The sequence below is a fragment of the Gemmatimonadota bacterium genome, assembly GCA_009838645.1.
Taxonomy (GTDB): Bacteria; JAAXHH01; JAAXHH01; order JAAXHH01; family JAAXHH01; genus JAAXHH01.
Genome location: VXRC01000023.1, coordinates 1 through 19,039 on the forward strand (window position 1 = coordinate 1; position 19,039 = coordinate 19,039).

Annotated in this window: 15 protein-coding genes; 6 read left to right on the plus strand and 9 right to left on the minus strand. The window is 63.8% G+C overall.

The genetic code is table 11. The features are described from left to right. Window positions 1-971: threonine/serine dehydratase (locus F4Y38_06240; protein ID MXY48887.1), on the plus strand; the 971-nt coding region annotated here is incomplete at its 5' end. A 36-nt stretch (window positions 972-1,007) separates the two neighbouring features. Beyond that, on the plus strand, window positions 1,008-2,642 hold the full coding sequence (locus tag F4Y38_06245; GenBank protein ID MXY48888.1) for a thiamine pyrophosphate-requiring protein: 1,635 nt from the start codon (window positions 1,008-1,010) through the stop codon (window positions 2,640-2,642). Window positions 2,643-2,693: 51 nt separating this feature from the next. On the opposite strand, the gene thiO is transcribed toward F4Y38_06245, so the two are convergent. Then, the gene (gene thiO / locus F4Y38_06250; protein MXY48889.1) at window positions 2,694-3,803 is read right to left on the minus strand and encodes a glycine oxidase ThiO; all 1,110 of its coding nucleotides are present in this window, start codon (window positions 3,801-3,803) and stop codon (window positions 2,694-2,696) included. A gap of 226 nt (window positions 3,804-4,029) precedes the next feature. Next, a complete protein-coding gene (locus F4Y38_06255; GenBank protein ID MXY48890.1) occupies window positions 4,030-5,103 on the minus strand; it encodes a Gfo/Idh/MocA family oxidoreductase in 1,074 nt (357 codons plus the stop codon). 211 nt (window positions 5,104-5,314) lie between these two features. On the opposite strand from F4Y38_06255, the gene F4Y38_06260 reads away from it, so the two are divergent. After that, window positions 5,315-7,717 carry a tetratricopeptide repeat protein gene (locus tag F4Y38_06260; protein MXY48891.1) on the plus strand — a complete coding sequence of 801 codons (2,403 nt, stop codon included), beginning with the start codon at window positions 5,315-5,317 and terminating at the stop codon, window positions 7,715-7,717. A 122-nt stretch (window positions 7,718-7,839) separates the two neighbouring features. On the opposite strand, the gene F4Y38_06265 is transcribed toward F4Y38_06260, so the two are convergent. The 3 genes from F4Y38_06265 to F4Y38_06275 are packed head-to-tail and all read right to left on the minus strand — an operon-like array spanning window position 7,840 to window position 11,066. Then, on the minus strand, window positions 7,840-8,424 hold the full coding sequence (locus F4Y38_06265; GenBank protein MXY48892.1) for a hypothetical protein: 585 nt from the start codon (window positions 8,422-8,424) through the stop codon (window positions 7,840-7,842). After that, window positions 8,425-9,831, minus strand: a complete 1,407-nt coding sequence (locus F4Y38_06270; GenBank protein MXY48893.1) for a SpoIID/LytB domain-containing protein — start codon at window positions 9,829-9,831, stop codon at window positions 8,425-8,427. Beyond that, window positions 9,831-11,066 carry an anhydro-N-acetylmuramic acid kinase gene (locus F4Y38_06275; GenBank protein ID MXY48894.1) on the minus strand — a complete coding sequence of 412 codons (1,236 nt, stop codon included), beginning with the start codon at window positions 11,064-11,066 and terminating at the stop codon, window positions 9,831-9,833. Before F4Y38_06275 ends, F4Y38_06270 begins: the two co-directional genes overlap by 1 nt. Window positions 11,067-11,459: 393 nt before the next feature. On the opposite strand from F4Y38_06275, the gene F4Y38_06280 reads away from it, so the two are divergent. After that, window positions 11,460-12,500 carry a hypothetical protein gene (locus F4Y38_06280; GenBank protein ID MXY48895.1) on the plus strand — a complete coding sequence of 347 codons (1,041 nt, stop codon included), beginning with the start codon at window positions 11,460-11,462 and terminating at the stop codon, window positions 12,498-12,500. Between the two features lie 158 nt (window positions 12,501-12,658). On the opposite strand, the gene F4Y38_06285 is transcribed toward F4Y38_06280, so the two are convergent. After that, window positions 12,659-12,856 carry a glutathione S-transferase gene (locus tag F4Y38_06285; protein MXY48896.1) on the minus strand — a complete coding sequence of 66 codons (198 nt, stop codon included), beginning with the start codon at window positions 12,854-12,856 and terminating at the stop codon, window positions 12,659-12,661. Beyond that, window positions 12,853-14,622: a Rieske (2Fe-2S) protein gene (locus F4Y38_06290; GenBank protein ID MXY48897.1), complete on the minus strand. Its 1,770-nt coding sequence runs from the start codon at window positions 14,620-14,622 to the stop codon at window positions 12,853-12,855. The genes F4Y38_06285 and F4Y38_06290 overlap by 4 nt, the downstream gene beginning before the upstream one ends. Window positions 14,623-14,852: 230 nt before the next feature. Here F4Y38_06290 and F4Y38_06295 point away from each other — a divergent pair, with 230 nt between their 5' ends. Continuing rightward, window positions 14,853-15,485 (plus strand): transcriptional regulator, encoded by a 633-nt coding sequence (locus tag F4Y38_06295; GenBank protein ID MXY48898.1) that lies wholly within the window; start codon window positions 14,853-14,855, stop codon window positions 15,483-15,485. A gap of 77 nt (window positions 15,486-15,562) precedes the next feature. After that, window positions 15,563-16,588, plus strand: a complete 1,026-nt coding sequence (locus tag F4Y38_06300; protein MXY48899.1) for a hydroxyacid dehydrogenase — start codon at window positions 15,563-15,565, stop codon at window positions 16,586-16,588. A gap of 27 nt (window positions 16,589-16,615) precedes the next feature. Here F4Y38_06300 and F4Y38_06305 read toward each other — a convergent pair whose 3' ends face one another. Both F4Y38_06305 and F4Y38_06310 read right to left on the minus strand, forming a co-directional pair. Next, the gene (locus F4Y38_06305; GenBank protein MXY48900.1) at window positions 16,616-17,482 is read right to left on the minus strand and encodes a bifunctional 5,10-methylenetetrahydrofolate dehydrogenase/5,10-methenyltetrahydrofolate cyclohydrolase; all 867 of its coding nucleotides are present in this window, start codon (window positions 17,480-17,482) and stop codon (window positions 16,616-16,618) included. Between the two features lie 95 nt (window positions 17,483-17,577). After that, window positions 17,578-19,017 carry a gamma-aminobutyrate dehydratase gene (locus tag F4Y38_06310; GenBank protein ID MXY48901.1) on the minus strand — a complete coding sequence of 480 codons (1,440 nt, stop codon included), beginning with the start codon at window positions 19,015-19,017 and terminating at the stop codon, window positions 17,578-17,580. Window positions 19,018-19,039 lie beyond the last annotated feature (22 nt).

A 19,039-nucleotide genomic window follows, 5' to 3' on the forward strand; every position in this document is an offset into this window, starting at 1 on the left:
TGCCCACCCACCCCACGCTGGACGACATTTTAAAGGCACGCCGATTCCTCGACCAACACCTGTCTCCGACGCCCATGTACCGGTCCGCGGGGTTCAGCGAAACGCTAGGGTTGGAACTCCACGTAAAATACGAGAATTTCCAACCCATCCGCTCCTTCAAGGTGAGGGGCGGACTGTACACCATGTCCTTGCTCGACCTGGCGCAGTGCGCCAGGGGGGTAACCACGGCGTCCACCGGCAACCATGGCCAGGGCATCGCTTACGGCGGCGGCGTGATGGGGATCCCCGTCAAGGTGGTCGTGCCTCACGGAACGCCCGAGGTGAAGAGCGACGCCATCCGCCGCCTCGGCGCCGAGTTGGTCGTCCACGGCGAGACGATCGCCGACGGGTTCGCACGGTCTCGGGAAATCGCCGAAGAGACCGGCATGGTGTACATCGAAGACGGGGAGGACTTCGGCCTCATGGCGGGCGCGGGCACCATCGGCCTGGAAATCATGGAGGACCTGCCGGACGTGGACACGGTGGTGCTACCCGTGGGCGGCGGAAACCTGATCGCGGGCGTGGGCACGGCCATCAAGGCCACCCATCCGGACGTTCGTCTCATCGGCGTCCAGGCGTCCAACGCGCCTTCGGTCTACCGGTCCTGGCAGGAAGGCCGGACCGTGACCACCGCGACCTGCGACACCTTCGCCGGGGGACTGGCGACGACCTACCCGGGCGGCCTGGCCTTCGATGTCCTTAGAGACCGGGTCGACGAAATGCATCTCGTCTCCGAGGAAGAGATGAAGCGGGCGATCCCCGTCGTCCTCGAACACACGGGGTTCATCGCGGAAGGCGCGGCCGCGGCGGTATTCGCCCTGTGCATGCGCGAGGCGGCGGCGTGGCGGGGCCGGCGCGTCGCCTCGCTGTTCAGCGGCGGCAATTTAGGGATGGACGGCGTGCGCGAGATGGTCCAAAACCTGAAAGAATAGCATCCAGCTGGCCGATGTAAGGGGAGTAATGAAGCTATGAACGTTGCGCAGGCCGTTGCCCACGTATTGAAGAAGGAAGGCGTCGAATACCTCTTCGCGTACCCGGTCAATCCACTGATCGAAAGCGCCGCGGAACTGGACATCCGCACGGTGATCGTCCGCCAGGAACGGATCGGCCTCCACATGGCCGATGCGATGAGCCGGTTGACTTCCGGCCGCAATATCGGCGTGTTCTGCATGCAGAGCGGGCCGGGCACGGAGAACGCCTACGGCGGCGTGGCGCAGGCCTTCGGGGAATCCGTGCCCATCGTGGTGCTCCCCATGGGGTACCGGAGGAAGGTCGCACAGTTGTCACCGAATTTCCACGCCTATCTCAACTTCCAGCACATCACCAAGTCCTGCGAATACCTGGTGCTCCCCGAGACCGTATCGGAGGTCATGAGGCGGGCCTTCACCCAGGTAAGGAACGGGCGGCCCGGCCCGGCGCTGGTGGAGTTCCCGACCGACCTGCTCGGTGAAGAGGTGCCCGGGCCCTTCGACTACCGGCCGACGCCGTCCGTGCGCGTCGGACCCGATCCGGACGCGATGCGCGACGCCGCCGAGGCCCTGGTCGCGGCGGAGCGGCCGGTCATCTACGCCGGACAGGGGGTGCACTACGCGGAGGCGTGGTCCGAACTGAAACAGCTGGCCGAGCTGCTCGAGGCGCCGGTCACCACCAGCCTGGACGGCAAGAGCGCCTTCCCCGAAAACCACCCGCTTTCCCTGGGGAACGGGGGCCGGTCGATGCCGGAGCCTGTGCACGTCTTCGTACAGAACGCCGACGTGATCTTCGGCATCGGGTGCAGCTTCACCCGGACGAATTTCGGCCTGACCATGCCGGAGGGAAAGACCTACATCCACGCCACGCTGGATCCCGGCGACATCAACAAGGACGTGGCGTGCCACTATCCGATCGTGGGCGATGCCGCGCTCACCCTCCGGGCCCTCATCGACGAGGTTTCGGACCGGTTGAAAAACAAGCCGCGGGGCCGGTACGAAGGGATCGTGACCGAAATTCAGGCGATAAGACAGCGCTGGATAAACGCCTGGATGCCGAAACTAAAGGATGCCTCCACGCCTTTCTCCCCTTACCGGGTCATCAGCGACATGATCGACACCGTCGACATCGACCGGACCATCATCACCCACGACGCGGGCAGTCCACGGGACCAGTTGACCCCCTTCTGGCCCTCGACCACGCCCCTGAGCTACATCGGCTGGGGCAAGACCACCCAACTCGGCTACGGACTCGGGCTGGCCATGGGCGCGAAGCTGGTCCACCCGGACCGGCTCTGCATCAACGTGTGGGGCGACGCGGCCATCGGGTTCACGGGCATGGATTTCGAGACGGCCGTGCGCGAGCGCATCCCCATCCTCTCCGTGCTGTTCAACAACCACTCCATGGCCATCGAGATTCCCGTCATGCCTACGTCGCAGGCGAAGTACGGGGCGACCGATATTTCGGGGAACTATGCCCTGATGGCGGAGGCCTTCGGCGGCTACGGGGAGCGGGTCGAGTCTCCCGACGAGATCATCCCGGCGCTGAAGCGGGGGATCAGAAAGACGGAGGAAGGCGTGCCGGCGCTGCTGGAGTTCATGACCAGCAAGGAAATCGACTTCTCGTTCTTCTAAGGGTTGGCGACGCCGTGTCTGGGCGCGCCGCGCACCGCGCGCCCGCGCGTCCTACCGGTCGAAACGATCCGCCAGGAACGGGGCCATGGCTGCGGGTACCGCGCCGTGCTCCAGGTGGTCCGCGATGAGCCGGCCGGTTATCGGGGCGAGGAGAATGCCGTTGCGGAAGTGGCCCGTGGCGAGGACGAGGCGTTCCAGGCCCGCCGGGCCGAGTATGGGTTTGCCGTCCCTGGACATGGGACGCAGCCCGGCCCAGGTTTCCACGACCGGCGCTTCCGCCAGTCCGGGCGCCATGCGCAGCCCCTCCCTGATCACACCGGATACGCCGCCCGCGGTCACGCTGGCGTCGAACCCGGTCTTCTCCACCGTGGCGCCCATCAGCACGCGTCCATCCCTGCGGGGTACGAGGTACAGTTCCAGGCCGTAGACGACGCGGCCCAGGGGCGGGACGCCGCGCCCGTCGACGCAGACCATCTGGCCCCGCACGGGGTGGACCGGCGGCGGCGATCCCGGGATCCACTTCAGCAGGCCGGACCAGGCGCCGGCCGCGACAACCACGCGTTCCGCTCCGATGCGTTCGCCGGGGACGACGACGCCGGCTGCCCGGTTCCTCCGTACGATCAGGTCGACGACCGGGTCCCCGATGCGGAATACCCCTCCTCGGGCCCGGACGGCGGCAACCAGGGCCTGGACCAGCCGCCGGTTCTCCACCTGGTGCATCCTTTCGAAGAGCAGGCCGCACCGTGTTTCAGGCGACAGCATGGGCTCGAACGCACGTACCTCCTCGCCGGTGAGTTGCTCGACCGGAAGGCCCAGGTCCTGCTGGTGGCGATACCGCTGATCCAGTTCTTCGGTTTCTGCGTCGTCGAAGGCGACCTGCAGGCCTGCTTCGGTCCGGTACTCGATGTCGATGCCGGTTTCCTCAAACAGCGCGGCGGACCAATCGGCGTACTGGTCCAGGCCCGACAGGCACAGGTCAAGATAAGCCCGGTTTACGGGACGGGCGCCCTGCGGCGCAAGCACACCGGCGGCAGCCCAGGAAGCTTCCTTGCCCGGATTGCCCGGATCCACGAGGGTAACGCGTGTTCCGCGGCACAGCAGTTCGTAGGCGATGGACAAGCCGATGACGCCTGCGCCTACAATGACAACGTCCGTTTTCATAGTGTAGGGGCCCGGCAGGTGTCCCAAATCAAAATCTTATGTTGATTTTTATTGCCATCAACATTGACAATATATTAAAACCCGTTTAAGGACTATATGGCCCGACGAGGTATCGCATCGCGTAGTCAGCAGGGCCGGGCCAGGCTCACACGAAGGATTGGCCGGGCTCCACGCACCGCTGGCGCCGCGCGCCGCTGGCTCCACGCGCCGCTGGCGCAACCAGGCGCTATCCTATCTCACCCGGAGCCACAGCACGATGTTCCACCATGGATCGGTAACCGGCGTTGACCAGCTGAAGCGTCTTGAGGTTGTCTCGCCCGTTGGTCTCGGGAAGACGGTCCTGTTCGATGGAAGCCATCAGTTCGCCCATCGGTCCGATGAAGGAGTCGGGTATCCACCGTTCTTCGAAGCGGTGATTGATGGTATTGCTGGCATCGATCTTCCGGCTGGACCAGGCTAACGTGTCGGGCCGGCCGTGAGGATAGTCGTAGAGCAGGCCGAACGTCCCCGCGGCGTATCCTTCCGTCCCGTCAATGCGCAACGTCGCGAAGTTTTCCTCCGTCCAGTTGTTGTGGTTGACGGACACCAGGGCGCTGAAGGTGTCCGAGTACTCGAACACCGTAATCGACCGTGTTTCGCCGGTCGCAACATGCCCGGGATAGGAAGCGCCGGTCGACCAGACGCGCTCGGGGTCTCCGAACAGCGAACGCATGCTGTCGAAGTAATGAATACTGTGGAACATCAGGTCGAGCCCCCCGGCCTCGAGGACCCAGGGCCAGGCCCGCCATTCGGTCAGGATGCTCACGTCGATCACGGCCGAAGCGGGTTCGCCCAGCAACCCGCGGTTCAGCAGCGTCCTGGAAGCCCTTACCGCCTGGTCCCACCGCATCTGCTGGTTCACGGCCAGCTTCACCCCGCGATCCTCCGCGATCTCGACGATCTCAACGGCTTCGGCGTATACGTTTGAAAGCGGTTTCTGGCAGAGCAGATGCTTGCCGGCCGCCGTCGCCTTCAGGACGAGTTCCTTCTGGTGCCAGGGCGGAACGGCGATGTCCACGATGTCCACGGCGGGGTCGGCGAGCAGTGAATCCACGTCAGGAAATACCCTGGGCACCTCGAAATCCCGGGCGGTCCGGTTCGCCTTGTCGACGTCCTTGTCCGTCAAGCCGACCACGTTGAACCCCGCCTTGCGGTAAGCGGGAAGGTGTGCGGCGTTAACGATCCCGCCCGCCCCGATAATGCCGATTCCATAGTCCGTTTTCGTGCCCAGTACGGGGCGGTATTCCAGATCCAGGTTCATCTCGCGTACCTCCTTGCCTGAGGTTCATTGGAAACGCAGTCATTATATCGCCGCGCGGACAGGCCCGACAGAAAAAACGACTAGAATCATCTGGCCCTGAAGCGCCTGCCAGTATATCATGCACAACCACGGTTTCCCGAATCATCACGGATCCGGAACACATAACAATGCCAGAACATCACGAAGCCCTTTCACCACCGCAGGTCTTTTCATGAGCCTGGACAGGCACTTCACAACGGGCGTCCTGCGTCGCAAGCCGTACCTGGCCGCGACCGCGGTCCTGACGGCAGCGGCGGCGGCGATGACGCAGATGCCCCTCGTGGATGACCTCGGGTTCGAGTTCGCCTTCATCACCGCCGCCATTGCCACCTTCGCCACGGGCGTGATGACCGTCCATCTCGTGAATGGCTGGCGAAGGGACGGCCCGCAAGCAGACGGCCCGCGCAACGCCCGCCATTCAGCGCTGCTCGCCCTGCTCTTCGGGCTTTCCCTCTCGACGCTCCTGCTGCCGATGGCCGTGATGTTCGTCAAGAGCTGGATCAGCGGTTTCTGCAACGTGCCCGAAGGGCTCGCCTTCTTCGTGCTGCTTCCCGGCATCAGCGTCCTGTGGTCCACCTCCGTCGCGCTGCTCTGTGCGCTGGCAACGGAGCGAAGACGGCACGCCACGCTCCTTTTTCTCGGCGTCATGTTCCTTTCCATCGGAATCAGTGTCTTTCGCCTGGCCACCCAGCCGCCTGTTTTCGCCTACAACCCCATCATCGGGTATTTTCCAGGGCCGATCTACGACGAAGTGGTGGTGATTACCTCGACGCTGCTAACGGCGCGGACGATCGTGCTCGTCAGCGTCCTGGCGATGGTCGCCGGCCTGTGCGCCTGTTTCGATCCATCGGCCCGGAAGATCCGTCCTTCGCTGTTATTTAAGTTCCGAGGCGGAGGCCCGGCCGGCGGGATATCTCGCGGAGGCCAGGACGGCGGGAGCGCCACGACGGGCATGGCAATGCGGGTGCTGTTCCTGGTTTCGGTGGCCGTGCTGGCGGCGGCCTACGTCTACCGGGCGCCCCTGGGCATCGTGATCGACCGGGCGCATATCCAGCAAACCCTGGGGGGCCATCGTCAGACGGTCCACTTCGACATCTATTACGATTGGAACACCATTTCGGCCTGGAACATCGATCTCATCGCCCGGGATCACGAATATCAGCTCGCCCGGGTCATAGACTACCTGGAGGTGCCGCCTCCATCGACGCGCATCGCCTCGTATATCTACGCGTCCGCGGACCAGAAGAAAAGGCTCATGGGCGCCCGGCACACGTCCATCGAACGACCGGGATCCGATGAAATGCATCTCAACAACGCGTCGTTTCCCCATCCCGTGCTCAAACATGAGCTGGTGCATGTCGTGTCCGCCGCTTTCGGGAACGCGCTGTATGGCGGCAGCTACTGGATAGGGTTCCACGAAGGCCTGGCCGAGGCGGTGGACTGGCAGGACGCCCCCATGAACCCGCACGAGTGGAGCCGCGCCATGCGTGAACTCGGCTATGCGCCGCCCATGGAGAACCTGCTGAGCATGACGGGCTTCTGGACGGCCGCGTCCTCGCGCAGTTACACGCTCTGCGGGTCCTTCGTTCGCTTCCTGATCGAACGCTATGGCCTCCCTGCATTCAAGAAGGCCTTTCCGGAAGGCGCCGTGGAGGAAGCTTACGGCCGGACCACGGTGGAACTGATCGCCGAATGGGAGGCGTTCGTGGACGGCATTCAATTGCGGGAAGACCAGCTCCGCATCGCCCGACAGCGGTTTATCCGTCCCTCTATTTTCAGACTGCACTGTCCCCACGAGGTGGCGGCGCTGAACGACCGGGCCTGGCAGGCCTACAATGCGCGCCGGTATAGAGCCGCCGTGCGCGATTTCGACCGCGTGCTCGAACTGGAGCCGGAGAACCCATCGGCCCTGAGGGGTTTGCTGTGGGGGACCTACAGGCTGGCGGACTACGACCGGACCGAGTCGGTCGCCCTGCTGATCGAGCGGCCGGACCAGACCGTCGGGCTGCTGGCGGACGCCCAGTTGGTCCGCGGAGATACGGCCTGGAAGACGGGAAGGATCGACGATGCCAGGCGCAGCTACGAAGAAGTCGTGAACCTGCAAGCGTCGGCAGACATGTCGCGCGCCGCGTCCATCCGGATGGACGTGCTCGACAGGGAGCCGATCCGGGATACGATCATGACCTACCTGACCGCCGTGACCGGCCATTGGCGCCTGGTCCTGTCCGTCCGGGACACGGGCGATCTGGCGCCTGACTACGGTGCGAGCTACTATCTGCTGGGTCGCTGGCTGTTCCGCTCCGGATCTTATGAACAGGCGCTTAAGTATCTGTCGAAAGCGTATGCACTCGGACTCCCGGGCGAGGTCGTGCGACAGGAAAGTCTGCGTCTGGAAGCCATGGCACACTTCTATCTGAAGCGGTATGAACAGGCGGCCGAGACTTTTGGTCGCCTGGCGACGGTGGCCGGCTCGGGCGGCGCGGCCAGGACGGCGGAAGCCTGGATAGACCGTTGCCGGTGGTATCAGCAGAACGGATCGGACGGTCCCACCAGCCAGGCAAGCCGGGTAAGGTAGGGCGCGGGCCGCCACCGGGCGCGTGGAGCAAGGCAGGTCCCCCGGCGTCGATGAATATCACTTACCTGCCAATGGCGGCTATCGGGTCCCGGGCGGCGGTTGTCGTGCTACAGCATCGATGACTACCACCCCGATATGGACTGGTTCAGGATCTCGTCGGCCATTTTCTCGATGGCGGTCGTGAGTGCCGGCTCGCGATCGGAATCCGTACCGGTATCGATCGCGTAGTCACCGAAGGTACGCAACTGCCTTTCCTCCCAGATCACTTCCTTTTTGTCCACGGATTCAAAACGGACGTCCACGACGATCCACAGGCGGACTTCCCGGGCCAGCGTTCCCTCGGAGAACGCCACGGACTCCTCTTGCAAATCGGTGATCACGCCGATGATCGCCGCGTCCGCCTGCCGCAGATCCACGATCCTGAATTCACCGTTGGTGAGAAACCGTTCGATCACCTCGTCCGTCAGCGTCTCCTGAATGCCGGTCTCCACGGTGGTGTTGTCAAACAGTGGTATGACGATGTTTCGAATGTCTCCGGCGCGCGATCCCTGCGAAGTGGAGTAGTAGCACGCCGTAACCACCATGCAGGCGGAAAGCAACGGGATCAGGAAGACGGCGGGGCTTAGGCTGGGTTTCGGAATCATCATGTCCTTCTCCACGCGTTCACCGCGTGTTCGGTGGTTCGCGCGGCGCATTGGTACGCACATTCAGTTATACACGCGGTCCAGCTCGATGCCGCGGTAGTAGTGTTTCAGGATCCGTTCGTACTTGTATCCCTGGCCGGCCATCCCGATGGCGCCCATCTGGCACATGCCGATGCCATGGCCATAGCCGCCGCCCTCGGCCACGATGGAATTCTGCCTGAACTTCAAATCGAACTTCGTGCTGCGGAGCATCGGCTGGCCCCGGACAGGCCGGCGCAATGCGGAACGTATCTGCCCGCTTCGCAGTGTCGTCGTCCCGTGATTCGATTTGATCTCGAGCAGTTGAACGCGCCCGGTCGGAGATCGGCTTTTTATGGACATACCGCGAAGAGAAAACTCACCCCGCTTGCGTGGGTCCAGGCCGGAAAGCCTCGTCTCCAGGATGTTCTCCAGCGTATCCTTGTTCCATTCCACGCGCCATGTATAGACCGGCGAATGACTGCAAAAGTCGCCGCTTCCGCGGTCCCGGTCTTGCACGGAGCGCAGGTACGGAATGGGATTGCCCCCCCAGGCGTCCTCGATGGATTCGGTTTCGCCCGCGCAGGTCGAGGAGTACTGGGCGGCGATCGGTTTGCCTTCGTAGGTAGCGATCATGCCGCGGGTCTCCGAAATCGCCCGGTCGGCGAGGGGCCATTCCGCGCTGTAGCCGTGGTATACCTGGTCGGCCACGGTACCGTACAGATCGAATCCCAGGGCCTTGCGTCTGCCCAGGTTCGCCACCGTGTACGTCCGGGCCGCAATGGCCTGGGCCTTCAGCGCCTCGATGCGGTCTTCCTTGAGCTTGCCGATCTCCGGGGGGACGACCCCGCGCAGGTAGTTCTCCACGTCGAGGATGTTCACGACGGTCAACTTGCCGGTCTTGTTTGACACCACCTCCATCGATCCGCGGTACTCCCGGTCCGCGGCTTTGAGACGTCCTTCCCGCGCGAGCGGGTTCACCTGGATCGGACCGGTATACAGTCCCTGGGCCGCGCCGCCTGGTGCGGACACGTCGATCCACGCGCCTTTCGCCTGCATTCTCCAGATCTGCCCGGAAGAGGATGTGCCGATCACTTCGCCGCTGGCCCGGTCGACGACGCGGAAGCGGCCTGTTCCGGTCAGGCTAGCCGAGTTCCGGTTTACCAGCAAGCCGATCCGGATCATCGGAAGCTGGCCGGGTTTGTACGCCCCCGTTGTCGGCGCGGTCTCGGAAGGGGCCGGCCGCGCGGTGCGATCGGACGGAAGCGGCCTGCCGGCGCATCCCAGGATCACCAGGGACAATAGAAGCACCGGCCACCATGCGGACTGTACGCGGACCGGCACGTGGTCAGGCATGGCGCCGGCCGGGATCCGGTTTTCGGTGTTCCACATGATTGACGTGCCGAAGCGCATCACGAACTTCCCTTTACGTGCTGCATCTGCGTGCCGCATCAACCGGGCAGGCAAATCTTGCCCAGCACCGCGGGCCGGTCCGCGCCCGTGGCTCCTGGAAGACTGCCCGGCCTGCCCCGGACCGTCCGGTCGGCGAGTACCGCGAACGCCACGGCCTCCTTGGCGTCCGAAGACAGGCCGTGATCATCCGATGTGGATACCTCGGCAGGCGCCAGCACCCGGGCGAGTCGCTCGAGCAGAAAACCGTTTCTGGCGCCGCCGCCGCTCACGATCAATTCGTCCAGCCGCGTGACGACGGGAATGACGAACCGTCGACAGGCGTCCTCAATGGAACGAACGGTGATTTCCGTGGCGGTCGCAAGCATATCCTCGCTACTGAGCCCGGCCTCCCGCCCCGCGCGGACCAGATCCGACGCGCACCGGTCTCCGAAAAGTTCCCGGCCCGTGGACTTGGGCGGAGGCCGCTCGAAGTAAGGCATGACCAGCGCGTCCGCCACCAGGTTTTCGGCGGGCCTGCCGCGCCTTGCGGCCGCGCCATCCGCATCCATGTCGCGTCCCAGTTCCGCGCGGGCGACGGCATCGATCAGCATGTTGGCCGGGCCCGTATCGAAAGCCAGCACGTCATCGGGTTTCGGGTCCACGGGCAGCACCGTGAGATTCGCGATTCCCCCCAGATTCAGGAGTGCCCGGACCTTTTCGGGATGCCCGAAGAGCAGGTAGTCCACATAGGGTACAAGCGGAGCGCCCTGTCCGCCCCGGGCCACGTCCGCCGCCCGGAAGTCGCCAACCGTCACCACGCCGGTCCGCTGGGCGATCACCGAAGGATCGCCGATCTGCAGCGTCGCCCCGGTTTCCACGCCGAATCTGTTTTTCCGATCGGGGAGATGCTGGACAGTCTGGCCGTGGGAACCGATGAGATCGATCTCCTCCATGGACAGTCCGGCGGAATCCGCAACGACGAAAGCCGCGCTGGCAAAGAGTTCCCCCAGCTCGAAATGCAGCCGGCTCAACTCGTCGGTCCTGCCGGTCTTCGAATCGGAGACTTCCATCAGCCGATTGCGCAGGCCGGGTGGAAAGGCCACCGTGTCGAAGCCCAAAACGTCCAGGGAAAGCCCGTCGTCTTTTTCGCCCAGCAGTATCACAGCCGCGTCGATCCCATCGGCGGACGTTCCCGACATCAGCCCGATGATCCGGCGGTCATGTGTGGTCTGGAATCCCGATAACACGACAGCGCTGCCTCGCACGACTGGTTGTGCTACTTGCCACCAGGTCATCTCGGTCGCCGAAATCGCTGCTGGAATATGACTCGCCGACCTCCGGTTGTCAAGACGGTTGGCGCGGCCCCCGGCGGCTGTTGGCGCGACCCTCGCGGCTGTTGGGCATTGTCACGGCACTCGAAAATCGTTGCGTAAACGCGCCTGGATTCTATTATATCGAATATATCAACAAACCGTACAACCCGGGGGTAATGTGGTCCGCCTGGCTGCGTGGCCGGTTGGTCCGGCTGGTCTTGACCGGCAAGACTGGACTTGAACGGCACGGCTGGTCCGTCTGACTGGTCCTGTTGACTGCGCATCCGAATGGTCCGTCAGGCCTTGACTGGCACAGTTAATCCGCCCGGACCGGGACGGGACCATCCCTATTCACCAAGTAAAGCGAGGATACTCATGAGGACATCGACCTGGATCCGGTGGGTCGTTATTGCAGCCGTTGGCATTTCGATGACACTGATGAACAGTCCTGCCGCGGCCCAGAACCACGCGCCGAATCCGTATACCACCGTAGAAGGCATATGGGGCAAGCTGGAAGGGGACAGGACCTGGGGCTCCACGAGCGCGGTCTTCCCGGCCCAGGACGGCAGCGGGAACATCTGGGTCGCGGAACGATGCGGCCAGAACTCCTGCGTCGGCAGAGAGGACGTGCCGCCGATCCTGCTTTTCGACAGTGACGGCAACCTGCTAAAAAGCTTCGGCGCGGGCATGTTCGTCTGGCCCCACGGCATCTTCGTCGACTCGGAGAACAACGTCTGGGTGACGGACGCCCGGGGCGGTGTGGGTATCGGCCACCAGGTCCACAAGTTCAGCGAGGACGGGGAGTTGCTGATGAGCCTGGGCATCGCCGGAGTCGCGGGCGAAGGGGACGGCATCTTCAACCAGCCCTCCGACGTCCTGGTGGCGCCTGACGGCAGCATTTTCGTGGCGGACGGTCACGGGTCCCGCGGAAACAACCGCATCGTCAAGCTGGCGCCGAACGGATCGTTCATCAAGGCCTGGGGTGAGACGGGACAGGCTGCCGGCCAGTTCCGGGATCCCCATGCTTTGGCCATGGACTCCCAGGGCCGGCTTTACGTCGGTGACCGGGGCAACGCCCGGCTCCAGATCTTCGACCAGGAAGGCGAATACATCGCCACCTGGACCCAGTTCGGACGGCCGAGCGGCCTTTTCATCGATGCAAACGACGTGCTCTACAGCGCCGACTCCGAGTCGAACGCGACCTGGGGGGCCAACCCGGGCTGGAAGCGGGGCATCCGCATCGGCAGCATCCGGGACGGCGGCTTTATATCGGCCTTCATCCCCGATCCCGTGGTGGACGCCGATAACGCCGGAACAACCGGCGCGGAAGGCGTCGCCGTGGATGCCATGGGCAACGTGTACGGCGCGGAGGTCGGGCCCCGCATGTTGAGGAAGTACGTCATCACCGGGGAATAGTTGATCGGCAGGACGATCGTCGAATGGTCTGACCGAACTGGCCCGATCTAAACCAAAAAGGCGCGGTAAGTGGACCGGTACAGATTCCACGGACCGCGCCTTTTGCTGTTCCATTGAGCAGAAATCGATTGACGATCGATTGACCTCGGGGAGCTCGCTCACGAGCGATTCTCGACACCCGACAGTGCATTTTCGAAATGTTGGATGGCACGCTCGAATTTCTCGAGGCAACCTGGATTGCAGAACCCCACAACATGTCCGTCAAATTCAGTCAGTGAATCGCCCTGTACCGGCTTGCCGGACCAGGGACAGGTCTCATTGATGCAGTCGGCGATGTCGAGCACGGGCATTGTCATTCCTCCTCGTACAGCGCTTCGCCGCGGCTCAGCCGCAGCGCGATCTGCGCGGTCTGGTTGAGCGCCCGCTGCGTGGGGGCGTGGGCGGCGAGATACCGGGCCGTGGCGATCAGCATGTGGTCGGCCTCGGCGCGTCCCTTCAGTTCCTCGTATTGCCGGATGCCGGCCTCGAGCATCTGGAAGCTGTGGAACTCGGCATCCTCCCGTAACAGCGAGATCGCCAGCGTGCGGAACAGCCGGTCCACGGGGTGCCCGTCGGCCAGGTAACGATAGACCAGCCTGGCGGCCGGCTCCACCTGCTGCTGCGTGTCCAGTTCGGTCAGAAACGCGTCGAGTATCTCGTCGGTCTCACCGGCGAGATCGGCCGTGGCCCGGTCGCCCGGCAACCGCGCGGGCGGCACGTTGAGGAAACGGTCCAGGTACACGGCCATGGCGCCGTGGAAGACGCCGCGGACCAGTTCCGGCGAACCCGTCCGCTTCAGGGCCTGGTGCAGGGCGTTCGCATACGTGAAGGTGTGCAGCACCGTGATCCAGTCGTTGAACTCGTTCTGGGTGTGGAACCGGGCGATGCACAGCGCGGCGGCATAGGTGACCGCCTGGCTGAGCTGCAGCGGCGTCATGCCGTCTCGAAGCCGGGCCAGCATGGCGTCCACCGTGGCCTGGGGATCGTCCCCGAGGATCACTTCAGCCAGCTCACCGGGGCCGTCCCACGCATAGCCATTGGACGTCGATGCCAGCGCGCCGGGCAGCTCGGCATTCGCCCCTCGAAGAATGGCGGCCAGGTCGACGGGATGGCGCCAGGCGTTTCGCTCCTCGCTGCGCGCCGCGGCGCAAAGCTGACCGACCGTGCTGGGCAGCACTTCATCGGCGTGTTCCCAGCCGATGTGGTCCAGCAGTTCCGTGGACTTGTTGATGAAATCCGCGACGTGACCGCCGTCCAGGAACACGTGGTCCGTGGCGGCGCTCGTCATCATGTCCACCAGCAGCGCGGGTTCGCAGTCCATGGACACGGCCGTGAGCAGGCACCGCGTAGCGCCTTCGGTGTCGCGCACCTCGACGAAACGGCGGAACCAGCGCTTCAGCTGTTCGAAGGACAGGTTCTCCGTATCCAGGGGTTGAAGGTCGAACCGCGGCGGCTGTCCGTTGCTGTCCCGGGCGACGTGCGTCAATCCCTGGTAGAGCGGGAGGATCTGCTCGTCTCTGGGCAGATAGCCGCACAGGTTCGTCATCGCGGTCAGAATGGTCAGGCCGGGGCCCCATCCGGACGACCGGTACCGTACGCCGTACCGGCCGCCGGTCGCGGCGATATCCTTGTAGGACACCCCCGATTTCAGCAGGGCGATCACGGCCTTGGCGTTGACCAGCGAGATGTTCTGCTCCAGGCCTTCCCTCAGGCGGTTGCGCCAGTACTCCGCGTCGCCCGACTGGTCCCGCGACCCCGAAACCCATACATCCCCGTTCCGGGTCTCGACCGCGTACACCGGCACGTCGTCCGCGAAGAGATCGAAGGTGCAGCCGCTCTCCAGGTCGAAGTCCGCGTGGTGCCAGTGGCAGGTCAGAATGCCGTCCTTGATCGTGCCGCGGTGCAACGGAAAGCCCATGTGGGGACATCGGTTGTCCACGGCGTGCACCTGCCCGTCGTCGTGGTGGAACACGGCGATCGGACCGTCGTTGCCGTTGACGACCATGCTCCCCTTCTCCTTCAGTTCGTCCACCGATGCGACCCGGATCGGGTCGCGCAAGGCTGTCCTCGGGGTGCCATTCATGGTATTTCTCCTCAGGCTGCAATGTGATGACCGTGCAGTGTATCTGAATGGAATATACGTCTTACCATTCAATATAGGCACTCCAAACCAATAAATCAATAATATTATGTATATAATTTATTATTTTTTTATTGTTCCATATTTGAGAAAGCACGTTACATTTAAATAGAGATGCACGCGAAACAGGCATCGGATCTGCATTGGACAACCAGGCGCTTCGTTTTCGGAGAATGAACATGGCACACACTGAAGGCACCACCCGCCGTCAGATCCTGGAATTGCTCAAACGCAAGGGCGAAATGACTGCCGGTCAACTCGCCAGGGAGATCGGGATCACTTCGATGGGCGTACGCCAGCACCTCAGCGGTCTGGAGCGCGACGACTTGGTCGAGACGCGGGTCGTGCGGCAGGACAGGGGAAGGCCCGCCCACTATTTCGTCCTGACGGATGCTGCGGAGCGCCTGTTCCCGGTACGGTACGGCCAGCTCGCGGTTGAACTGCTCGAGCAGATCGCCGAAACCGACGGACCGGAGAAGGTCGACAGCCTTTTCACCTCGCGCACGGAGCGGCTTGAAGCGGAATACAAACTTCAGATGTCCGGGCAGCCGGTCTCGGAACAGGTGCGCGTTCTCGCTGAAATCCGGGACCAGGAGGGATACATGGCCGAATCCCACGCGGACGGCGATGAATACATCCTGGTGGAACACCACTGTCCGATCTACGAAATAGCGCGCCGTTTCCCGAAGGTCTGCCAGTTCGAACAGGAATTGTTCGAACGTACGCTCGATGCCGGGGTGCACAGGGACGAGCACAAGATAGCTGGAGACGACCGCTGCCGCTATCTGGTACGGAAACGCGACTAGAGTACCACGGCCAGTATCTGGTACGGAAACAAGACTGACGGCCACCTCACGGCCTGCCTGAACTCGGGACAATTTCCATGAACAAACCACGCATCTGGTACCTGCCGACACCGTCCCACACCGCCGGGGTTTTCAAGGATGAGACTTACCGACGGTTACTGGCCGGCTTCGACGTGGTGGAGAACAGGATGGACCGCGCGTTGACCGCTGGCGAGGTGGAGGAAGGCATAGCCGGTTTCGATGGACTGGTCACCGGATGGGGTGTCATGCCTTTGAGCGCAACAGCCTTGGAGCGGGCGGACAGGTTGAAGATCGTCGTCCACTCCGCCGGCTCGGTCAAGTACCTGTTCACTTCGGAGATGGTCACCAGCCAACTGTTGCCCAGGGGAATACGCGTCGTCAGCGCGCGGGGCGCCATCGCCCTCAACGTGGCGGAACACGCGGTCGGCGCCTTGATCATGATGAGCCGCAGGTGGGTCCATGACGCCCTCAATATCCGTAACAGGGGCATGTGGCGGGATCCGGACAAGAACTGGTCGAACCAGTTCCTGCGCGGCGCCACGGTGGGGATCGTCAGCGCCAGCATGGTGGGACGGGAGGTGATCCGGCTGCTCCGGCCCTTTAACGTCCGCACGCTCGTCTACGACCCCTGCCTGAGCGATTGGGACGCCGGCCGCATGAACGTGGAAAGGGTAGACCTGAACACGCTCTTCGAGTCGTCGGACATGGTGACTGTCCACGCGCCGTCCATCCCGGAGACGGACCGCATGATCGGCGCGGAGCAACTGCGGCTATTGAGGGACGACGGCGTCCTGGTCAACACCTCGCGGGGCTCCGTCCTGGACCACGATGCGCTTTACGAAGAAGCGAAGACGGGCAGGATCCAGGTCCAGCTGGACGTGACCACGCCCGAACCCCTGCCGCCCGACCACCGATTGCGCGCGCTCCCTAACGTCGTCATCACGCCTCACAGCTCAGGCACCGGTGCTTACGGCCACCTCGAGATCGGCGAGATCACGCTGGCCGCGCTGGAACACTTCTTCTCGGGACGGGAACCGGTACCGGGGGAGGTGGACCTGGAAAAATGGGCGCAGATCGCGTAGGTGGGAGTGACAGGTTGCCGCCCGGTACTAGACCCGCCGCCGCGCCGCCCTCACCGTATTCTCCATCAACATGGCCACGGTCATGGGACCGACGCCTCCGATACGTGGCGTGATCCATCCGGCGACCTCGGCCACGTCCTCCTCCACGTCGCTGAGGAGCTTCTTGCCCTTCCGGGTGATCCCCGCGGCCACGACGGCTGCGCCTGGTTTCACGATGTCCTTCGTGATCAGTCCGGGCGAGCCCGCGGCGGCGACGATGACATCGGCTTCGCGCAGGTGAGCGGCCATGTCGGGCACGGCCGAATGCAGAACGGTGACCGCCGCGTTGCAGTGGGGTCTTTTCAACGACAGCAGCAGCGCCAGCGGCCGGCCGATGGTCAGTCCGCGGCCCACGATCGCCACGTTCTTGCCTTCGATGGGCACGCCGTAATGGACCAGCAGGGCGAGGATGCCGTTGGGCGTGCAGGGCAGGGGCCCCGGCTTGCCGATCACCAGCAGGCCCAGGTTGATGGGATTGAGCCCGTCCGCGTCCTTGTCGGGCGCCACGGAGAGCAGCGCTTCGTCCTCGTCGAGTCCATCCGGCAGCGGGATCTGCACCAGGATCGCGTCGACCTCCGGATCTTCGTTCATGCGGCCGATGGTCTGCAGCAATTCCCCCTGCGAAGTGGATGCGGGCAGGTGGGTATGGATGGAACGGATGCCGATTTCCTCGCACGCCCGGTGCTTCATGGAGATGTAGGTCGCGCTGGGCCCGTCGTCTCCGACCAGGATCGTCGCCAGCCCAGGCGTGATCCCCCGCTCCCGCATTTCGGCCGCTTCATTCGCGAGCCTGGCCTGCATCTCGTCGGCCAGCTTGCGGCCGCTCATGATGACAGGGCCATTGCCGGGACTCATTGGCTTACCTCATATGTTACAATCCGAATTCGAGATCGCCCTTCGACTGGCTGAATCCCGGTTCAGATGGACCGCAGCAGCCAGGAGCGCGAACCTTACTCAATCCCAGCCGCCTTCTTCGCCACATCCATGCACCGCAGCAGGTCGTAACCCCGGAAGATCGTGATCTTCTGCGCCTCGAGCGAACCCTCGGCATGGATGGCCAGCAGCTCGTGATAGCCGCCGAAATCCGAAGCCGTGAGGTCGCGGATGAGATTGATGGCCTTCATCCGGTCCATGGTCGGCACGCCCCTACGGCCGCCCAGATAACGCTCCAGGTCGCCCTTCGTCTCTTCGTTGTGCCAGTCCGCTTCCGAAGGGCCCGTGACCAGCAGGGCCCCGGCGATGTCCTGTACGTCCCGCACGGCTTCGTGGTAGTTGTTGGCGAAATGATACTTGGCGATGTTGGTCGTGAGCGTGTCCGGAACCGCGATACCGTCCACCACCTTGCAGTCCATGGCGGCCGCGCGGGTCAGGGCGCGGACCGTCTCCGTGTAGGTGATGAGCCGCGTGGCCTTGTCGCGGATGTGGCTGGCCTTCTCCACCCCGTTGTACACGGCGATCAGCGAGGCCGCGCCGATGAAGAGGTCGAGGAGCGGCGGCTTGTAGGACACGGCCGTGAACCGGTGGAACTCCACGAAGGCATTCGCCAGCACCCCGGCGAAGTCCCACTCGCCGGCCAGGAAGACGCGCTCGTTCGGGACGAACACGTCGTCGAACACGGTCAGCGTTTCCACCAGGTGGTGCTTCGAACTGACGGGGTGGTGATAGGTGCTCTCGCCCGAGAACCCGAAGGGGCTGGCGATGAGCCGCACGCCCGGCGTGTTGACGGGCACGGCGAAGGCCACGGCGTAGTCCCGGTCTTCTTCCGAGATGGCCCGGGTGGGCAGCACCACCACTTCGTCCACAAAGGCGGTTCCCGTGGTATGGGCCTTGGCGCCCCTGACGACGATGCCGTCGGGACGGCGCTCCACGATGCGCACGTAGTAATCGGGATGGGTCTGCTGGGAAGGCAGGCGGCTGCGGTCGCCCTTGGCGTCCGTCTGCGCCACGGCCATGCTCAGGTCGCGGTCGCGGCATTCGGCGTGGTAGTTCTTCACGCGGTCCAGGTACCCGGTGCCGTACTTCTCGTCGATCTGACGCGCGACGAGCCGGAGCGAGAACAGGGCGTCCGTGCCGATTTCCTTGATGAGCAGGACCACGCCGCTGCCCTCGCGGGTGCTCGTCTCGATCATCTCCCGGCGCTTCAGCAGGTCCTCCGTGTTGGCCGGCGGGAGGAAGTAGCGGCTGACGCGCTCACCCGTCTCGGGACACATTGCGGTGAACAGGTCCCGGTGCGCTTCGTCCTCGGCGAGGTGATAGTCCAGCGCCGTGTGCTCGGCGCCCACGCGCAGTTCCGGATGTTCCACGAGGTCCGGCACCCGCTCGCCGCGAAAGTAGATCGTCCTTCCGTCCCGCAATCCTTCCAGGTATTGTTCAGCCGTTCTCAAACCCATTTTCGGTCTCCGGTCAGTTTCA